Raw genomic sequence first — 16,055 nt, 5'->3', positions numbered from 1 at the left:
TTTAAGATAGACGATATACAAAAAGAAATGAACAGCGTCTATTCATCGCTTCTCTACAGCTTTGAAGGAAAAGCGCAGCAGGCGCTTGCTCAGCGAATCAGCCAAAGTGCTCAGCAGCTTATTAACACAGAGCAGGACGGAGAGAGCTTTGTGAACGGATTTAAGACGAGATAGAGGCGCCAATTACGGCGCCCTTTTTCATTCATCTACGGCTTCTTAACGTTAAACATCGCAAGCAGCGTCTTGTCTGGCGTCTTGGACTGCCGATAAAACACGTTAGGATTGAACGTATATCGCTCCGGCTCGCCACCAACCTTTATTCGCGCGACAACGAATTCACCGTCGAATTTCATCTGCTTCAGGCGTCGGCCGAGCGTGTCCGGCGTTACTCCGATCGCTGCCGCAAGCTCTTTTTTATTGAACCAACGAATATACTTCGGATTCTTTTCGAAAGGATTCTCGCAAAGAGCGTTTGTTTCGTAGTGGACGAACGGCAGCATTCGGTAGATCAGGCCGATGTCTGTCGCTTTCACTTCGCTGTACACCTTCTTAATCTTCGCGGTATAGAGTTTGACGACGTACTGGCTACCGAAGTTACCTTTGAAATGATAGCGTTCGTTCACCGAGTATATGCCGCCTTCCTCCCGGATAATATCATGCGCAGTACAGGCGCTCAGGAAATCGTAAAACGTTCGCGGCTTTTTCGCGAGTTGTAGAACGGACATCATATCCGCCGTGGTCATCGGAGTTTTGTCGCGGCTGGATTTAACGAGAACACCGTTATAGTCAACGTAGCATTGTAGCAGCATCAGATAGCCGCACTGTGCCGTGGTGAGAGCGTCGTAGACTTCGTGAATATTAGACATATTCGCGTTGGAAAAGTCGCGCCTATCCGTCGTCTGCTTTTGCTGATCCCGGAAGGCTTCGTCCTGGTTCCGATGTCTAAGCGTGTAGTCTGTCGATAGATCTTCGCCTGTTTCTGCGTTAACTACTCGTAATCTTTTCAAAATATCGGCTCCTTTTTCGCAAAATAAAAGAGCGCGGATGTGGCGCCCTCATAACGTATAGACTGCAAAACGGGTAAAATAGGCTGTTTAGTGAATAATTTTTTCTCCTGTTGCAATATTGACTGTAAATTGTCCCGGCGTTTTTCCTTTCACGAAATCCGAATATTTTACTCGTCTCTCTTTATTTTTCGCTTTAGCGCGTCGGTCTATCTGAATACCTTCATAAGTTGAAAGGCGCCTTCGAGCCGGTTTTCCTTGATATTTTCCGAACTTATCGTATTCTTCGGCCATCTTCTCAGAAGTCTCACCGGATCTACGAGTTTTTTCCATACGCTCACTCATAATCGGATACTCATCGTTCTTCATTTTGTTTTTATTCGTGTCCGATAGTTCCTCATAAATTACAAGATTCGCCATGCGTTCTAGCGCGGTAGAATCCGGATGATCCCCGACGGCGTCAAAATAAGCGTCGGCCAGCGCAGTGATTTCCTCGATACGTTGGATTCGGTCAAGCTCTCCGGCCTTTGTTCGTCGTTGTAATTCCGTGATCATTTCGTGCAGTAGCGCCTTATCCATTAATTCGTCCTCCCGTCGAGTATCCTTCGTCATGTCCCGCCCAATAGTAGTAAATATCCGCAAGCTTATTCGCAGCAGCGTCGATATGTTTAAATACGGCATCCTGCCCGATCCCCATCCGTTTCCCCGCCTCGACTTGCGTCAGGTCTTCGAAATATACGAGCCGGATGGCCTCACGCTGCCTATCGGTCAGATCCGCAAGCTCAATCGCGTTGTGCAGATCGAGCAGCACTTCGGTAGCTTCGTATTCTCCGAGTCGTTTGCGGCTGACGAACTTCGGGTAATCGGAGAGCAGCGTTTTTACGCCCTCCGCACTGTCTAGCGCATAAGCCGCCTCAAATTCGCGATCCTTTCGGTGTAGATCGACTTTGACTGATCCCATTAAACCGCCTCCAATTTCGATGTTTTGTCCTTGCGCCTTAGGAATCGCTTTATCAAACGATATAGTTGCGAAAGAATTTTTTCGTTAATAACTTCGTTAACAATTCGCACATCTCTGTTGACTATCGGTAACTATTCCGTCTATACTGAACGTAAATACTTTCGTAAGGAGATTCGTTATGACACTTACGTGGATTTCAAACGACTTTGAGCGCAATACCAAAGCGTATATAACAATCGAAAAGCAACGACGTTTATTTATTTCGGCCGGTGCGCGGCGTGTCATCGGACTGCCTACGGACGGACCGTTTTATTTATCCGTCGCATATGACGCGGCAGAAAAGCGCATTGTTGTCGGCAAACCTGAACTCGTTAAGCAGCCGGACGCCAAACCGTTCAAGTTCGATAAGCGCGGCAATGTTTCGGCATGGCCGTTCTTGCGTAAAATCGGCATTGATTTCAATAAGCTTCCGCAACGATACTATTTGATCGGTGATGGTGAAGCGTCAAAACAACCGTACCTGGCCTATCCGAAAAATACATACGCGTTTCAGTTAGACGACTAGCTCCGCCATAATCGCGTCCAGCTTCTCGTACAACTCTTCCGGCTTGCCTGCGTTCTCAATTTCGTAATCAACTTCGAAACTGTTAACGGCAAGCTCAGTCGGGTGCTCCAAGTCGGCAAGGTCGAATTGATCGCCACGCTTCTTTGCGCGCTCAATACGAATATCTTCCGGCGCAGTAATTCGGATGATCGTAAATCCTTCTTTCCGTACACGGGCGTATTCGATCGGCTTTCTAACGTCAGTAATTAATACCTTTGCTTGTCGGCAGCATTGACGTTTAATATGGTCGTCAATCTGGCGAAATGTGTAGTCAACCCAAACAGACTCGGCTCCCGGAACCGGAAGAGTCGTGATGCCGTCGATAAAATCTCTCATTGGCTGGCGTGGTTTACTTTCGTCTTTCAATTCGGGAAACAGTTCGTAAAAGAACGACTTACCTTTTGCAGAGAACCTATACGGCTGAAAGTCGAACATAGTTACGATGTAATTTACTGCGATATCTTTTCCGGAAGCTAGGCGACCTGTTAGCGCGATCTTGATAGGCGACTTCATGAGCGTTCCCTCATTGCGTTAAGAAGTGCGGCAACCTCTTCGGCAGTGAACAAGCGCATGTCTGAGTCGTCTTCCAGGTGCGCCACCTTTCCGTCCGTTTCCTTTGCGGCATATTTCAGCGCCTCTAACTCTTCGCCGTGCCTCCGGTTGTCTTTGTGCAGCGTGTCGATTTCGTCTTTCATACGCTTCATTTCTTCGTACACATAACTGCCCATCTCCTCGTTTTCCGCGCGATCATGTTCGAATTTTTCCTCTAACGCAGCGATATCGTGACGAATGTCCGAATCGGCATTCCGCAGCTCAGCGATTCTTCCCGGCCCCATTTCGTTCCATCCGAGATCTTCCTTGATCCGTTTATTCTCGCGTTCCAATTCCGCAACACGCGTCGCTAGGTTAGCGATAACGTCGATCGGGTCGGAGGGCTGCGGTTCTTCTTCGGAGGATTCGGCCGGGACGAGGACACGATAGCATCCGTGCGAAAATCCGCATGTAATATCTCCGTCTGAATCTTCGTATTCAATTACGTCGACCATGCCAGCGCCCACACTAGTGACCTCCGTTACTGTTCCATCCGAATACAATTCGCTCAAATGAATAACCTTCTCGCCCACTTCCGCCTCTCGGTCGACCATTTCGTAGCGCTCCGTGCCGTCAGGTCCGTCAATGTGGACGATATTGGTCGGTTCGAGAACGCGGTATTCTCCGAGGTAGATAAGTCCGCCACAGTTCATACCGGATGTGGCTTCGCCGCATTCCACGAAACCCGATCCAGGAGGAGCTTCGCGGTCTACCGTAAAAATATCTCCGTTCTCGTAAATATCGCCCGGATACCTTTTGTCTACGATCACAATCTTCTCGCCTTCCTCCGCCTTCCTATCGACCTCTACGTATTCGCGCTTGATGCCGCCAAGTGATTCGTCAGCCAGTACGTGAATTTTTTCGTTAGTTTTCGTCATTTATTCGTCCTCCTCTAGCGCAACAACCCGCATAACCTTGCCGCGGTGATGTTTCGCGCCTCTTTTAGCACTCGCCAAACTGTCATACGCTTTAATACGTGGGGCCGTAGAACTTCCGCCACCTTTTGGATAATCGATCACATTGCCGTTTTCATCAACGGTTGCCAAAATGTATAATTCCGGAATTTCTTTCATCCGACCGCCCTCCCGTTATTTAATAACCCGCAATTCTACCGACTGCCGGCCGAACTGTAATGCGTCGGCTTCATTTGCGACCAACAGATCGAGTCGTGCGCCTTTAATCGCGCCTCCCGTGTCGATCGCCTTCGCCCGAAAGCTCGAACCGTCAGCGAGCCGGACTTCAACCGTAGAGCCAAGCGCAATCACAGACGGATCGACCGCTATGACGCGTGCGCCTTCGTAATAGATCGAATGGCTGACGTCGACTCCCGTTTTGGTGATTCCGGTGCAGCCTTCCGCACAGAATGCGGTATAAGCTGTCGCGGTGAAAGTCCGCCAGGCTGACGCTGTTTTCTTCGTTTGCGCCGGCTTCTTCAGCGCCTCGATTTCGTCCTCAAGCGCCTGTATCTTCGCGTCCTTTTTCGTTAGCTCTTTCGTTAATTCCTCGTTGCGCGATTCGGCCGATTGGATGGCGGCCTGCTCTGGCGTTATCCTTGGCGGTTCTGGCGTCTGATCTGCCGGACAATGGCCGGAGAATAGCTGCGCTGTTAGCGTGAAATTCGTTAGGATTCCGATGCTTACACCTCCTCGAAGAATTGCGCGGTCCACGGCTCTACATTAACGACTTCCTGGCGCAGGGCTTCCGCTAGATCAGCGATCTCCTTTTGCGCACCTTTGCCCGGCTTACGTTTCGAATAGAATTCGAGTAACGATCGTAGATTCGCAGTCATTACGAGATTAGTTGCGGCTGCTTGCGGGAGGACGGCGCGAGCATCTTCGGCGGCGACACCTGCACTCCTTAAAGCATCGTAATATTCTTGCGCAGATATCATCGCAGTTTCGAAGATTTCTTCCGCACTATGGTCAGTTACTCTCGATTCAGCAACGTTATAAAATGGCGTTTCCTTTTCGTTGTTTTTAACAGTATCGGGCATAACGAAATCAAAGCCGCCAGATCGATCGCCACTCCCCATCCGCACATAACGTTGTGACTGGACGCTGAAACTAAAGCCGACTCTGTGCCGTGTAAGTTGCGCCAATAACGCCCGGCTGACGCCTTCAATCGCAAAGGTGAACGTTATATGCTCAAGCGTCGACGTGTGTTTGGACGCGAAGATATGTCGGAACAATCGGTCGGCATCCGTTCCTGTACCGCCATCTGACGCTTTGGAGCCGAAGTACTTTTCGCCTTCCTTTGCGACGATTTCGGTCGGCTTGTTGGCGCTATAGCACGTTCTAATTGCGGTTAGGGCGATCGCTTGACCGTTTGTATAGATTACATCGCTGGATAGATTATCGTAATCAAATTTCCAACTCGTTTGCGTATGCGCGATTAACTGTACGCTCATTTTGGTTTCCGCCATTTAATCGTCCTCCTTAAAAATGGTTACTCTTCTTCTTCTTCGATCGTCCATCCGTTTAATCTTGCATACTTTAATTTTCTTGAATATCTACGCTTCCACTCGTCCCACCTTTTCGTTTCCCCGTGCGTAGCGAATGGATCTTGGTTTTTCTGTTTTAAGAGAATATCCCCAACCCATCTAGGAACTGCCGGTCTATAATTATTTTTACCCATGTACACGACTCACCCCGCTACTCCCAAAGCCGCCCGCTCCCCGATCGCTATCGCCCAACTCGGTTACTTCCGTAAATGCCGCCTGCTCGACCGGCTTAATTACGGCTTGGGCGATGCGATCTCCTTTGCGGATTTTATAAATAGCATTATTATTGAATACGTATAAGTTCGATGGAGCTCCGTCTATATGCAAGAGGGGGCAATTAATATCGACATCTACCTCTCTTCTTTTCGCAGTATTACGGGCAATGTTATCGACAATCACTCCGACCTCTCCACGATAGCCTGCGTCAACTGTACCGAGCTGAACGCGAAGCTTCGTCTTTAGCGTAATGCCGGAGCGTGGCCGGATCTGCATTTCGTAGCCTTCCGGAATCTCGAACGCTAGCCCCGTTTTGACTAGCGCAGTTTCTCCCGGCTCGATAATGACGTCTTCTGTCGCAACCAGGTCGAAGCAGGCGTCTGAGGCGTGAGCGTATTGCGGGATTTTTGCATCGGGTGATAGGCGTTTAATATTTACGTTCATACGAAAACCTCCTCGTTAATAACTGCGCATATACTTTCGTAATGGCAAATTAGTCGAAATAGAAATCGTCATCCTGAAGCGCTTCGACCGTCGCCTTCTTGTATCCGTTACCCTTTTGACTGAAGAAGTCCATCGATTTCGTCTTCGTACTCAGCCCGTTCAGCACGATCGGATTTACCGTTTCATCTTCGAAATACGGATCGAATCCAAGGTTAGCCAGCGCCTTGTTTCCGTTGTATCGCACGAACTTTTTAACGTCGTGAGTCAGGCCGATCTGATCGTACAGATCTTCGGTGTAGGCGGCCTCATTCTCGTAGAGTTCCGCAAGTAATTCGACAGCAAAGTCGCGCAATTCGATCTGTACGCCCGGTGACTGACGATTGTAAATTTCCTGCGCAAGCAATCCGACATAGACGCCGTGGATCGCCTCGTCGCGGATAATGAGATTAATGATCTCGCCGCTGTTCATCAGCTTCCCTTGACCGTAGAAATATAACGGATAATAAAAGCCGCTGTAGAATAGGAAGCTTTCGAGGTAGACCGACGCAACCATCGCCTTGTATAACGAAATGTCATCGCCTGCTTCAATCGCGTTATACAGTCCGCCAATGATTGCGGCTTTCCGCTGCAAGTAGCGATTCGTCTTCACCCATTCGAACAGTTCCGTGATTTTCTCCGTTGGTGCGAGCGTCATGAAGATGTTCGAATAGGATTTCGCATGGACTGCGTTCTCCATCATCGCCATGAAATTCAGGACGGCTTTGCGTTGGTGGCCGGATACCTGGGCGGCGATTAACGGCATACCTTCGTTCCCTTGCTCCGTATCGAGCAACGTTAGACCCGCGAGCACTTTCATGTACGTATCCTGCTCGTTAGCGCCGAGGTATTTCCACGTTAGAAGGTCGCCGTTTAGCGAAATCTCTTCCGGCAGCCAAAACTGCTTAACGTTCTGTTCGTAAAACATCTGCGTGAATCCGTCTTCGTGTTGCGACCAGTTGGCCGCTGTATATTGCGTCAATTATTCGTCCTCCTCGTCCATATCGATATATCCTTCTTCAGAAACGTTCAGTCCGTATTTTTCTGGAATAGATGTGAGGTCTTCAAGATCGACTAATTCGTAATCACCCAAAAATAAACAACGAACCGCATCATAAAGTTTGGTGATGTCCTTTTGTAGTTCCGTCATTAGTCCGCCTCCTCTTCGTTTAAATTACACACGACAGGCAGCCTTCTTGGCCGGTGTCTTTAGTCCGCGCATAATACAGCGTCTTAATTCCTTTGTGATGCGCGTAAAGGTCAATTCGGTTAAGATCGCGCGTAGTCATCGTATCCTTCAGGAACAGAGTAAACGAGATGCCCTGATCAATGTGCTGCTGAATTGTCGCGATCATATCGACGACTTTGAACATATCCATGTCGTACGCTTCCTTGTAGAAGAACCAGTTCTTCGCGCTAAGCCCCGGCATAGGATAATACGTCTTGGAATTTCCGTATGTCCGTTCCTCTATGCGCTCCATAATCGGCATGACTGACGCCGTAGCCGACTGCACATACGAAATAGATCCCGTCGGTGCAATCGCGAGTCTATACGAATGGTAGAGTCCGTATTTCATTACGTTGGCTTGTAGATCAACCCAATCCTCAATGTTAGGAATATTTACGCCGTCAAACAACGCAGACACTTTCTCGGTTTTAGGCTGAGTCCATTCGCCGAAGTATTTTTCGAAGTAGCTTCCGTCCGCATACGTCGATCTTTCGAACCCCTCAAACGTACTTCCGGTTTCTTCCGCCAGCTCCATCGACCGCACCAGCGACCAATAATTCACCAACGCGAAGAATACGTTAGCAAAGTCACACGCTTCTTCCGATTCATATGCGATGCCATTTTGTGCTAGATAGCCGTGTAAGTTCATCGCGCCAAGTCCAATCGAACGCATCTCACGGTTAGCTCTTGCGACGGCTGGCGCGTTTTTGATATTCGAAGTTTCCGAGACTCGCGTTAGAGCATCGACGGACAGCTTCACGATTTTTCCAAAGTCTCCGTTCTTCATTACGTTCGCAATGTTCAGCGATCCGAGATTACACGAAATGTCGAGGCCGATTGCGTCCGGTTCGCCGTAGTCGGTGTACTCCGAAACTTTGGACGCCTGAAGCACTTCGCTACAGAGATTCGAAAATTTAACCTTCGAAATGTGATTCAGCGCATGAGCCGCATTTACGTTATCTTCGAACATGATGTACGGATAGCCCGATTCGGATCGCAGAATCGCAAGCTTTTCGAGCAGCTGTCGCGGGTTGATTTTATCTTTCCGAACGTTCGGATTTTCGACGAGCTTGTCGTACATTTCTCCGATATCCATTTCGTCAAGATGCTCGCCATATTCCTTATAGACCGTATGCGGATAGAAAACGTACGCGTCCCGATCTTCGCGAGCTAGTTCGATAAACTTATCCGGAATGACTACGCCGATCGATAGCGTCTTAACCCGGACGTCTTCGTCTGCGCTGATCTTCTTCGTATCCAGGAACGCGTCAATGTCCGCATGGAATACGTTGAGATACGCTGCGCCGGCTCCCTGCCGCTGGCCCATCTGATCCGCATACCGGAACGCATTATCGAGCAGCTTCATGACGCCAACGACGCCCTTCGTCGAATTCTCAACGCCTTTAATCGACTCGCCTTTCGCCCTGATTTTCGATAGCGACAACGACACTCCGCCGCCAAGTTTCGAAAGCTGCATCGCCATATCTACCGCGCGACTGATATCGTTTAGAGAGTCGCCTACTTCGAGAAGGAAACACGATACTAATTCGCCCCGGCGTTTACGGCCCGCATTCAAGAACGTCGGTGTGGCCGGTTGATATTCCTGCCGGATCATCATTTCCGCAAACTCGACCGCCTTGGCTGCGTCTCCTTTCGCGAAGAATAGCGCACAGATGGCGATTCGGTCTTCGTAGCGTTCGAGGATCTTCTTCTTATCGTTCGTCTTGAGCGCGTAATCGTTGTAAAACTTGAACGCACTCATGAACGAAGGGAAACGGAACTTTTTCGCGTAGGCCGCTTTGTAGACCGCTTTGATTTCGTCGAACGTATACGGCTCGAAGACTTCGCGTTCGTAATAGTCGTTCTCGATCAGATAGTCGAGCTTTTCGCGCAGATCATGGAAAAACACCGTATTCTGATTCACGTGATCTATGAAATAACTGCGGACGGCTTCGGCATCCTTTTCGAATTGAAAGCCGCCGTTCTTACGTATCATAATTTCGTTATTAAGTTCGATATACTTCGCGTGCTTATTCGTCAATAGCTCTCACCCTTTCCGTAAATATTCGCTCACAAACTCGCGAACTTTAGCGACATCCTCCGCCGTGCCCGCAAGTTCGAACTTGTGAACGATCGGCACTCCGTATTCTTCCGCAATCAAGTCCGCAGCCTTTGCGAAGTTACTCCCCCAATTCTTGTTCCCCGACGCAGCCACGCCCGCCATTAAATCGCCATTGTCCGCGAGGAAGTCCCAAACGGTGCCGGCGACCTGGCCGAATCCGTAAGTTCCCGTTACCAATACGAACGGCTCCGTTAAGAGCATATCCGACTTGATTTCGACCGCAGGCAGGCCGGTTTTTGCCACGAATCGGCGGACGTTTCCGGCCAGCGAGTAGTAGGCGATTAGCATAACGACGCCACCAGCACTCCGATAGGAATTGCGAACATAACCATGACGGCTGCCTTTGCGAGCTTAGCTCTCGTGGTTTTAGCTTCGACTGTTAGAGCGATCCACGCAAAGTAGAGTAGGCACGCTATCGAAACGTATGTCATTCGGAATCATCTCCGTCTTCTAATTTCGATAGTTCGTACTGTAGTCCGTTGATTTCGTCCTCCGCCGCCTCGATCTTATCTTCGAGGTAACGAATGTCGTCGCGGAGGTCCTCGATTTCGTCCTCGTGCGTATCAATCTCGAACTCCAAATCCGCTATCATGTTTTCGATTTCTTCGCGTGTCATTCGATCGACTCCTTCCGTTTTAGTTCCGCCTCGATCTCGTCTTTTCGCGCCAGAATCCGGTCACGTTCGATTTCAAGTTCGGTTTTCTTCCGTTCATGACGGCTGATTGCGTAATCAACATCGGTAAGTTGTTCGTCAAGCCATCGCAAAGACTGCCGTAACTGTGCGGCCGGGGCGCCGTAGCATTCGTAGGTCATTGCGTTTCCTCCTCTACGTCCTTTTGAACGCGTTTATGTTCGCGGTATGCGGTGTAAAGTCGGTCAGCTAATCCGACGAGTACCGCAGTTACCATAAAAAACACTGCGATTGTAATTCCGACTTTAACGACTACTCCGATCGCCGGGACCGATAATAGCGCCGTCACGATGACAAAGCCAGTCAGACATCCCGCAGAAAACAATCCGAGTAACAAGGTGAGCGCAGCCAAGTACGCTAATGCTCCGATAAGTCGCTGTTTAAACATCCGAGCCGCCTCCTAATTCATCCTTGTATCGTTCGTGCAATGTGTCTGCGAGTTCCTTAGCGTACACAAGAAACGCATTGACAAAATCAGCCTCTTCCTGCGTTATTATTTCATTTTCTTTACCTTGCTTAGCTTGAATTTGGCGAGTTAAAGCAACCGCCGAATAAATAAAGCCATCAAATATCTCCTGTTTAAGAATCATCATGTTTCTGTGTTCTTCCACCGATCACTTCCCTCCTATCGTGTCGAGGATTTCTTTGATCGCGTAGTATTCCGGGTTGATTAGCGCTTTGATTCCCTCAGTGATCGCGTAAATACCGAACACTCCCGGAAGAATCACTAACAGACTGACAGCAAGCACTACGAAAAACCATTCGCAATCCCAATTACAATACCGCTCCCCGTATATCTTTATAGTCACCTTCGTAATTATGACTCCCGCAATAACTGCGATCATTAGAAAAACGAACCCGATAATCAAATCAGTCACACCACTAGCAAACGCCTGCTTAACGAGAACTCCGTACACATGATCGGCCGCGACTCCGAGCTTTGCCGCCAGCTTATCGATATACTCCATCGCTTTATCCATTCGAATCACTCCCCTGTAACGTTATCGTCAATCCGCTCAACAATTCGCGACACGTAGAAAACCTTATACCCTTCTCCGCGTAACTGATTGATCGCAATTTCCACGTTAACTTCCGAACCTACCCGGTGAATTGCCGCATCACTATACGAAAAACCTTCCGTTTTTCCTGCGATAACGAAAAATTCGTTCATCTATTCGTCCTCCTTCGGTTTAATAATCTTCTCGCGAATCAGATACGTAAGCGCCACCGCACAGGCATCGCTATGATCGTCTGTTGCGAATTTGTGGTCGTCAGGTAGTCCGAGCCATTCACGCACGCTCTCGGCAACTTGCGGCTTCTTTGCGTTTCCATTGCCGGTGACCGTCTTCTTAACGTTGGCCGGCGTTACGTGGACATCGACTTCGTATCCGTATCGGTGCAGCGCCCGTTCAACCGACGACCATGTTCCGTGAATCTTATTGTTCTGCGCATAGTTGCGGCTCGGCGGCCATATCTCCCGAACGATTACGTCTAACGGCTGATTATCGCGAACAAAAAGCAGCGTAAATGCTTCGATCTCCTCATAACGCAATGGTTGATCGGTTGATGCGGACGTTTTAAAATGGGCGGATTTTATGAGGCGAGCTTTTCCGCCCTTTGCTTCGATGATTGCGAATCCCGGCGATGTTAACGAAAGATCAAGGCCGAGGACTCGGATAGGCTTGGCGCTACTCATCCGCCCGCACTCTTTCGATAAATTCGAGCGCCTCAACGTACTGCCGTTTCGTAGATTCGTATACGTTCGATCTCCGTACCTGCGACACTTTTGCGCGAAGCTCCGCCAGTTCTTCGTCCGTCAGCGACTTCGCAATAGCCGTCTTGTATCCGTTAAACGTCCAGCCGTTCAGATCCAACGGTAAAGGCGTTCCCTCCTCGACAGATTTGCGGATCTCTACGAATCTATCGAATAGCTGCTCGACGTCTTCCTCCGTAATTTCGATACCGAACGCCCGCATATCCGGCGACTTTTCGAATTCCCCTTCCGGATACATCCACGACTTCTTAGACGCGTTTACGTAAAGGATGACGTATAGGTCGACGCCATACATCGGACCGTAGGCGACGCATTGCTTGACGTGCTTTTCTTCCGGCTGCCGCATCGAATGGAGGGACGTCTTTGCGGCAGTAGTCTGCTTCGATTTAATTTCGAGGCCAACGCGCAGCACCTCGCCGTCTTCCGTTACGTAGCGCATGATGCCATCGCACGTTCCGTAAAGGTTGAACGAGTATCCGCGATGTGTGACCGGATGATTCCTCTTCGCGAAATCCTCGAACATCGGCGTGCCGTCTTCGTTCTTTTCGAAGCTAAACGGACAGGGGCGTCCGGTCTTCTTCTCGAAATGTTTCTCCATGAAGAGAATGTCGCGTTGGATTACGTCGCCGATCGCTGTACCGATTCGAGTCCATCGTCCTTGATACGGAGGCTTTTTCGTTTCGTCCCTCGGAGATCCGATCGCTTTATGGTAAAGCTCGCGCGGGCAAGCGTTAGCAGATGACGGCGAGAAATACGGCTTCTTCGGAAATACTTTCGGAGCATTGGCGTACCATTTATGAATCTGCGCGTCCAGGGCGTTATCCCACGTCTCCGGCAGCGAATGCCATTCGTTCAGATATTCGACCAACTCATCCGCAATCTGCTGCGCGTATGTGGTCGGTTCTTTTATGTGTGTCCGCAGTGAATTTGCGGCTGATCTTCCGTTTGAATTCGTCAATTAATTGTCTCCCTTCGGCTTTCCGCTCTCAAAGTCCCAATCGTTCGGGCTATATTCATCCATCCAACACGGCTCGATTACTGTGTCGCAAGCCAACGGAAGAACTAGCGTGAATGTATTCGTCATAATGTCGTCTAATAAATCCGTTGCCTCTTTCGTTAACTGGTCGTTTGGTGTAGCGAACTTCAATTCGTCGTGTAATGTCAGCGGAAACTCCCAACCACGCTCAAGCACACATTCGTAGTAAGCACGGATCATACACATCTGAAGAATATTCGCGCCTGATCCCTGAATCGTATGGTTAAACGCAGCCCGCTCGCATCCGCCTGTAAATCGCATCAGATCCCAAAATTCAGATCGCTCTTCCCACCGCAATTTATTCGTTTTCTTGCCGAGCTCCGGATCGTTCTTGTCTTTGATACCGCACTTACGCATTAGCTGGCACAGCCGTTTGTATTTCTCGACGTACCCCGGAAAACGACGCTTCTGTTTGAAGATTGTCGCAGTCCATCCGTGCTTGCGTAGGTGAGCGAATGTGGCTTCGACCATCCCTTTGAACCCTGGCAATATTTCGTCAAAACGTGCATAGGCTTTTTTCGCAGATTCTTCGGTTATCCCACGTTTGATTGCGGTCTTAATAAACTGATCTTCTCCTTGCCCGTATCCCTTTGCCAGGAACATATCTTTCGTCAGTTTTCGATACGCCGGAACTTCATTCGGTGTACCCTTAACTGAGTCATAATACTTCTCTAGGCAAAGCTCACGGTCTACTTCGAACATAATGTAAGCAAACTCAACGTACGGATCGAGTCCTTTTCGATACATATCGGCGAATATCTCGTCGTCAAACTCGGTCGCCATTCTGTGCGCCTGAATCCGTGGTTCTATCGATGATAAGTCGGAGCCTAAGAACGTAAATCCTTCCGGCGGCTTGAACACCATTCTCACCCGTTGCCCTTTTTCGGTACGAACCGGGATGTTCTGGATGTTCCGGCCTTTTTCCGTCTTCTTTGGCGCCTCGACTAAAACACGCATGTGTTCGAGGAAGTTGTCGTCGTTAATGTCTGCTCGATATAAGTCGTTGTTCTTTCCGGTATATCCCTTCGAACTGTAGCGCCCAGTCGATACGGTTTGTAATTGCGTATGAAGGCGACCATCCGCGTCTTTCACGTAAGGAATCCGGTCGATAAACGTGCCTAATAACGTTGTCAACTCCGAGAATGTTGCTAACGGTTTGAGCCGCGCATCTTCCTTGAAATAGAGCGCTAGGACATCCTTACTGACAGCCCGCGTTTTCTTCTTATCGATAATCTTCGTTTTGTCCTCGATCCCGATTACGTCGTAAATTAAATACTGAAGGTGTTGGTCCGAATCGAGATTGAATTCGTGAATGTAATCCGGTGCGTTTTGCGGAATGGCTGGCGCAAGAGGCTCCGTCTTGTACTTTCGGATACGCTCTTTTAATTGCGCATATTTCTTCGTTGTCGGATTCGCCCTCTTGATCTCCGCCTCACACTTCGCAAGCATCTCCTGTTGTTTTGCGATCTGCTTTTCGCGGTTTTCTTGCCACGCTTTGATCTTGTCGCCTTTTAAGTGCATCGACATTTTATAGAGGAAGTCGTTGTCGATACCGTATGCTTGGTGAATGTCATCTATCGCTTTTTGCAACTGCGGCTCATATTCATTTTTCAATCGCAAGAGTTCATCGTCGTCAATTACGAATCCAGTTCGCTCGATCGTCGTGTTGACCTCATATAGATACTGCCGGATCTCAAAGTACGGATAATATAAGTCGTCAATCTTCAGCATCATATCGATCTGCCAGCGCGTAAGGAGCCAGCCTTTCTCAACGTCCTTTATCGCGTATATGCCGACGATCTCGGGCGAGTACACCATCGGAGAACCTTTCCCGAAAAGGTCCTCGAATGTGAAATCGTCTAAGTGGTCCGCCCCGATGTACTTTTTGTACTTCGTGACGAGTTCTTTCAAGCCCATCGAAGGCTCATGCTCGTTCATAAGCTGCGCGGCATCTAACGAGTCATATCGGAACCCCTTCGGCTCCAATCCGTCATTCAGAAACATCGAATAGTCGAAGGGCGTATTATGGAACGATTTGATATGGCGCGCGTCTTCGATAAAAGCTCGACAGATATCCAACGCAGCAGATCGCGAGCATTGTTCGTCGTCAGTCAAGTGTCCGTAAGCAACGTAATAGCCTTCGTTAAGACACGGTAGCCAAAACGAATATCCGCCTGACATATCGATGCGTGTATCTGTCCCGGAAGTCTCCGTATCCCATTCGGTGAACGACATCGCGAGAGGAATTTCGATTCCACGCTCGGCTAACTTCCGCCGGATGTGCGTATTGTTAAATAGATCGAACACTTTCCGAAACCACGGATCGAGCTGCTGCGCTTGGACTTCCTGACGCAATCGTTCGATCATAGGCGCCAGGTCTTCATCTTTGGTGATGACGAAGTAGTTATCCGGCTTTGTCTTTAGCGTCTCCTGAATGCGTTCGTGTCGCTTGGCTTCGTTTTCCTTCGCGAGTATCTGACGGCCAAGTCCGCACGCTTCAGTTTTCGTAAACTTTCCGGATTTAGTACGGACTAAGCTTCCGTCCTTAAACGACCGGAGAGCTGCGTTAAATTCCCGCTTTTCTTTATCGTTAAATTTGCACGTCCTGGCGAGACGATCGAACGCTTCCTCTAACGTCTCCTCTCGCTTTGCGCTTTGCTTCCGCTTGGCTGTTTCGGCAACTTTTTCGTTTGTAACTTCGTTATTCTTTGGCGTCAACGCGCTCAGATTCAACCGCAGATTTCCGAGTTCCATTCGCATCCTCCTTCCGCTTACGACGTCATAAATCTTCGCGACTTACGTACTTCCGCTTGTATTCCGTCTCATTATCCGCATACCAAACCGACCA

Annotated in this window: 23 protein-coding genes and 1 pseudogene; 1 reads left to right on the top strand and 23 read right to left on the bottom strand. The window is 49.2% G+C overall.

Annotation, left to right across the window (positions count from 1 at the left end; genetic code table 11):
* Nucleotides 1-206 precede the first annotated feature (206 nt).
* From LQ247_RS20275 to LQ247_RS20265, 3 genes are all read right to left on the bottom strand, one after another.
* A complete protein-coding gene (locus LQ247_RS20275) occupies nt 207-1,007 on the bottom strand; it encodes a hypothetical protein (RefSeq protein WP_065643785.1) in 801 nt (266 codons plus the stop codon).
* Nucleotides 1,008-1,094: 87 nt separating this feature from the next.
* Nucleotides 1,095-1,583, bottom strand: coding sequence for a hypothetical protein (locus tag LQ247_RS20270; protein ID WP_231006534.1), 489 nt, complete (start codon nt 1,581-1,583; stop codon nt 1,095-1,097).
* Nucleotides 1,576-1,965, bottom strand: a complete 390-nt coding sequence (locus LQ247_RS20265; protein ID WP_231006533.1) for a sigma factor-like helix-turn-helix DNA-binding protein — start codon at nt 1,963-1,965, stop codon at nt 1,576-1,578. Before LQ247_RS20265 ends, LQ247_RS20270 begins: the two co-directional genes overlap by 8 nt.
* Nucleotides 1,966-2,143: 178 nt before the next feature.
* Between LQ247_RS20265 and LQ247_RS20260 the strand changes: the two genes are divergently transcribed.
* Nucleotides 2,144-2,530, top strand: a complete 387-nt coding sequence (locus LQ247_RS20260; protein WP_231006532.1) for a hypothetical protein — start codon at nt 2,144-2,146, stop codon at nt 2,528-2,530.
* Here the strand turns inward: LQ247_RS20260 and LQ247_RS20255 are convergent.
* The 20 genes and pseudogenes from LQ247_RS20255 to LQ247_RS20160 all read right to left on the bottom strand — a co-directional run bounded on the left by LQ247_RS20255 (nt 2,519) and on the right by LQ247_RS20160 (nt 15,961).
* The gene (locus tag LQ247_RS20255; protein ID WP_231006531.1) at nt 2,519-2,905 is read right to left on the bottom strand and encodes a hypothetical protein; all 387 of its coding nucleotides are present in this window, start codon (nt 2,903-2,905) and stop codon (nt 2,519-2,521) included. The two genes, LQ247_RS20260 and LQ247_RS20255, sit on opposite strands and share 12 nt — an antisense overlap.
* A 974-nt stretch (nt 2,906-3,879) precedes the next feature.
* Nucleotides 3,880-4,038 (bottom strand): annotated as a pseudogene (locus LQ247_RS20250) (hypothetical protein); the annotation flags it as partial.
* The gene (locus tag LQ247_RS20245; protein WP_231006530.1) at nt 4,039-4,233 is read right to left on the bottom strand and encodes a hypothetical protein; all 195 of its coding nucleotides are present in this window, start codon (nt 4,231-4,233) and stop codon (nt 4,039-4,041) included.
* Between the two features lie 15 nt (nt 4,234-4,248).
* On the bottom strand, nt 4,249-4,827 hold the full coding sequence (locus LQ247_RS22235) for a 3D domain-containing protein (RefSeq protein ID WP_231006529.1): 579 nt from the start codon (nt 4,825-4,827) through the stop codon (nt 4,249-4,251).
* On the bottom strand, nt 4,797-5,582 hold the full coding sequence (thyX, locus tag LQ247_RS20235; protein ID WP_231006528.1) for an FAD-dependent thymidylate synthase: 786 nt from the start codon (nt 5,580-5,582) through the stop codon (nt 4,797-4,799). Before thyX ends, LQ247_RS22235 begins: the two co-directional genes overlap by 31 nt.
* Before the next feature lie 23 nt (nt 5,583-5,605).
* A complete protein-coding gene (locus LQ247_RS20230) occupies nt 5,606-5,794 on the bottom strand; it encodes a hypothetical protein (RefSeq protein ID WP_231006527.1) in 189 nt (62 codons plus the stop codon).
* Nucleotides 5,787-6,320 carry a dUTP diphosphatase gene (locus LQ247_RS20225; RefSeq protein ID WP_231006526.1) on the bottom strand — a complete coding sequence of 178 codons (534 nt, stop codon included), beginning with the start codon at nt 6,318-6,320 and terminating at the stop codon, nt 5,787-5,789. The genes LQ247_RS20230 and LQ247_RS20225 overlap by 8 nt, the downstream gene beginning before the upstream one ends.
* Nucleotides 6,321-6,369: 49 nt before the next feature.
* The gene (gene nrdF / locus LQ247_RS20220; protein ID WP_231006525.1) at nt 6,370-7,338 is read right to left on the bottom strand and encodes a class 1b ribonucleoside-diphosphate reductase subunit beta; all 969 of its coding nucleotides are present in this window, start codon (nt 7,336-7,338) and stop codon (nt 6,370-6,372) included.
* Nucleotides 7,339-7,506 carry a hypothetical protein gene (locus LQ247_RS20215; protein WP_231006524.1) on the bottom strand — a complete coding sequence of 56 codons (168 nt, stop codon included), beginning with the start codon at nt 7,504-7,506 and terminating at the stop codon, nt 7,339-7,341.
* 19 nt (nt 7,507-7,525) lie between these two features.
* A complete protein-coding gene (gene nrdE, locus LQ247_RS20210; protein WP_269146048.1) occupies nt 7,526-9,625 on the bottom strand; it encodes a class 1b ribonucleoside-diphosphate reductase subunit alpha in 2,100 nt (699 codons plus the stop codon).
* A gap of 6 nt (nt 9,626-9,631) precedes the next feature.
* Complete coding sequence (nrdI, locus tag LQ247_RS20205) at nt 9,632-9,994, bottom strand: class Ib ribonucleoside-diphosphate reductase assembly flavoprotein NrdI (protein ID WP_231006523.1); 363 nt, start codon at nt 9,992-9,994, stop codon at nt 9,632-9,634.
* A 139-nt stretch (nt 9,995-10,133) separates the two neighbouring features.
* Complete coding sequence (locus tag LQ247_RS20200) at nt 10,134-10,322, bottom strand: hypothetical protein (protein WP_231006522.1); 189 nt, start codon at nt 10,320-10,322, stop codon at nt 10,134-10,136.
* Nucleotides 10,319-10,519, bottom strand: coding sequence for a hypothetical protein (locus LQ247_RS20195; RefSeq protein WP_231006521.1), 201 nt, complete (start codon nt 10,517-10,519; stop codon nt 10,319-10,321). The genes LQ247_RS20200 and LQ247_RS20195 overlap by 4 nt, the downstream gene beginning before the upstream one ends.
* Nucleotides 10,516-10,785 (bottom strand): hypothetical protein, encoded by a 270-nt coding sequence (locus LQ247_RS20190; protein WP_231006520.1) that lies wholly within the window; start codon nt 10,783-10,785, stop codon nt 10,516-10,518. The genes LQ247_RS20195 and LQ247_RS20190 overlap by 4 nt, the downstream gene beginning before the upstream one ends.
* Nucleotides 10,778-11,008, bottom strand: a complete 231-nt coding sequence (locus tag LQ247_RS20185; protein ID WP_026588483.1) for a hypothetical protein — start codon at nt 11,006-11,008, stop codon at nt 10,778-10,780. Before LQ247_RS20185 ends, LQ247_RS20190 begins: the two co-directional genes overlap by 8 nt.
* A gap of 3 nt (nt 11,009-11,011) precedes the next feature.
* On the bottom strand, nt 11,012-11,377 hold the full coding sequence (locus LQ247_RS20180; protein WP_231006519.1) for a hypothetical protein: 366 nt from the start codon (nt 11,375-11,377) through the stop codon (nt 11,012-11,014).
* Between the two features lie 5 nt (nt 11,378-11,382).
* Nucleotides 11,383-11,568: a hypothetical protein gene (locus LQ247_RS20175; protein WP_231006518.1), complete on the bottom strand. Its 186-nt coding sequence runs from the start codon at nt 11,566-11,568 to the stop codon at nt 11,383-11,385.
* Nucleotides 11,569-12,093 carry a crossover junction endodeoxyribonuclease RuvC gene (locus LQ247_RS20170; RefSeq protein WP_231006517.1) on the bottom strand — a complete coding sequence of 175 codons (525 nt, stop codon included), beginning with the start codon at nt 12,091-12,093 and terminating at the stop codon, nt 11,569-11,571.
* Nucleotides 12,086-13,129: a hypothetical protein gene (locus tag LQ247_RS20165; protein WP_231006516.1), complete on the bottom strand. Its 1,044-nt coding sequence runs from the start codon at nt 13,127-13,129 to the stop codon at nt 12,086-12,088. Before LQ247_RS20165 ends, LQ247_RS20170 begins: the two co-directional genes overlap by 8 nt.
* Nucleotides 13,130-15,961, bottom strand: a complete 2,832-nt coding sequence (locus tag LQ247_RS20160; protein WP_231006515.1) for a DNA polymerase — start codon at nt 15,959-15,961, stop codon at nt 13,130-13,132. It abuts the gene before it with no gap.
* Between the last annotated feature and the right edge of the window lie 94 nt (nt 15,962-16,055).

This window comes from Bacillus sp. BS3(2021) (assembly GCF_021043345.1).
In the GTDB taxonomy this organism is placed as follows: Bacteria; Bacillota; Bacilli; order Bacillales; family Bacillaceae; genus Bacillus; species Bacillus paralicheniformis.
This window is presented reverse-complemented; position numbering and strand designations above follow the sequence as displayed.

Bases quoted from the DNA above. Each gene is read 5' to 3' on its own strand.
- LQ247_RS20245 (WP_231006530.1), bottom strand. From the start codon at position 4,233: ATGAAAGAAATTCCGGAATTATACATTTTGGCAACCGTTGATGAAAAC.
- thyX (WP_231006528.1), bottom strand. From the start codon at position 5,582: ATGGCGGAAACCAAAATGAGCGTACAGTTAATCGCGCATACGCAAACG.
- LQ247_RS20160 (WP_231006515.1), bottom strand. From the start codon at position 15,961: ATGGAACTCGGAAATCTGCGGTTGAATCTGAGCGCGTTGACGCCAAAG.
- LQ247_RS20265 (WP_231006533.1), bottom strand. From the start codon at position 1,965: ATGGGATCAGTCAAAGTCGATCTACACCGAAAGGATCGCGAATTTGAG.
- LQ247_RS20180 (WP_231006519.1), bottom strand. From the start codon at position 11,377: ATGGATAAAGCGATGGAGTATATCGATAAGCTGGCGGCAAAGCTCGGA.
- LQ247_RS20200 (WP_231006522.1), bottom strand. From the start codon at position 10,322: ATGACACGCGAAGAAATCGAAAACATGATAGCGGATTTGGAGTTCGAG.
- nrdI (WP_231006523.1), bottom strand. From the start codon at position 9,994: ATGCTAATCGCCTACTACTCGCTGGCCGGAAACGTCCGCCGATTCGTG.
- LQ247_RS20170 (WP_231006517.1), bottom strand. From the start codon at position 12,093: ATGAGTAGCGCCAAGCCTATCCGAGTCCTCGGCCTTGATCTTTCGTTA.
- LQ247_RS20190 (WP_231006520.1), bottom strand. From the start codon at position 10,785: ATGTTTAAACAGCGACTTATCGGAGCATTAGCGTACTTGGCTGCGCTC.
- LQ247_RS20215 (WP_231006524.1), bottom strand. From the start codon at position 7,506: ATGACGGAACTACAAAAGGACATCACCAAACTTTATGATGCGGTTCGT.
- LQ247_RS20270 (WP_231006534.1), bottom strand. From the start codon at position 1,583: ATGGATAAGGCGCTACTGCACGAAATGATCACGGAATTACAACGACGA.
- LQ247_RS20260 (WP_231006532.1), top strand. From the start codon at position 2,144: ATGACACTTACGTGGATTTCAAACGACTTTGAGCGCAATACCAAAGCG.
- LQ247_RS20255 (WP_231006531.1), bottom strand. From the start codon at position 2,905: ATGAGAGATTTTATCGACGGCATCACGACTCTTCCGGTTCCGGGAGCC.
- LQ247_RS20175 (WP_231006518.1), bottom strand. From the start codon at position 11,568: ATGAACGAATTTTTCGTTATCGCAGGAAAAACGGAAGGTTTTTCGTAT.
- LQ247_RS20230 (WP_231006527.1), bottom strand. From the start codon at position 5,794: ATGGGTAAAAATAATTATAGACCGGCAGTTCCTAGATGGGTTGGGGAT.
- LQ247_RS20195 (WP_231006521.1), bottom strand. From the start codon at position 10,519: ATGACCTACGAATGCTACGGCGCCCCGGCCGCACAGTTACGGCAGTCT.
- LQ247_RS20225 (WP_231006526.1), bottom strand. From the start codon at position 6,320: ATGAACGTAAATATTAAACGCCTATCACCCGATGCAAAAATCCCGCAA.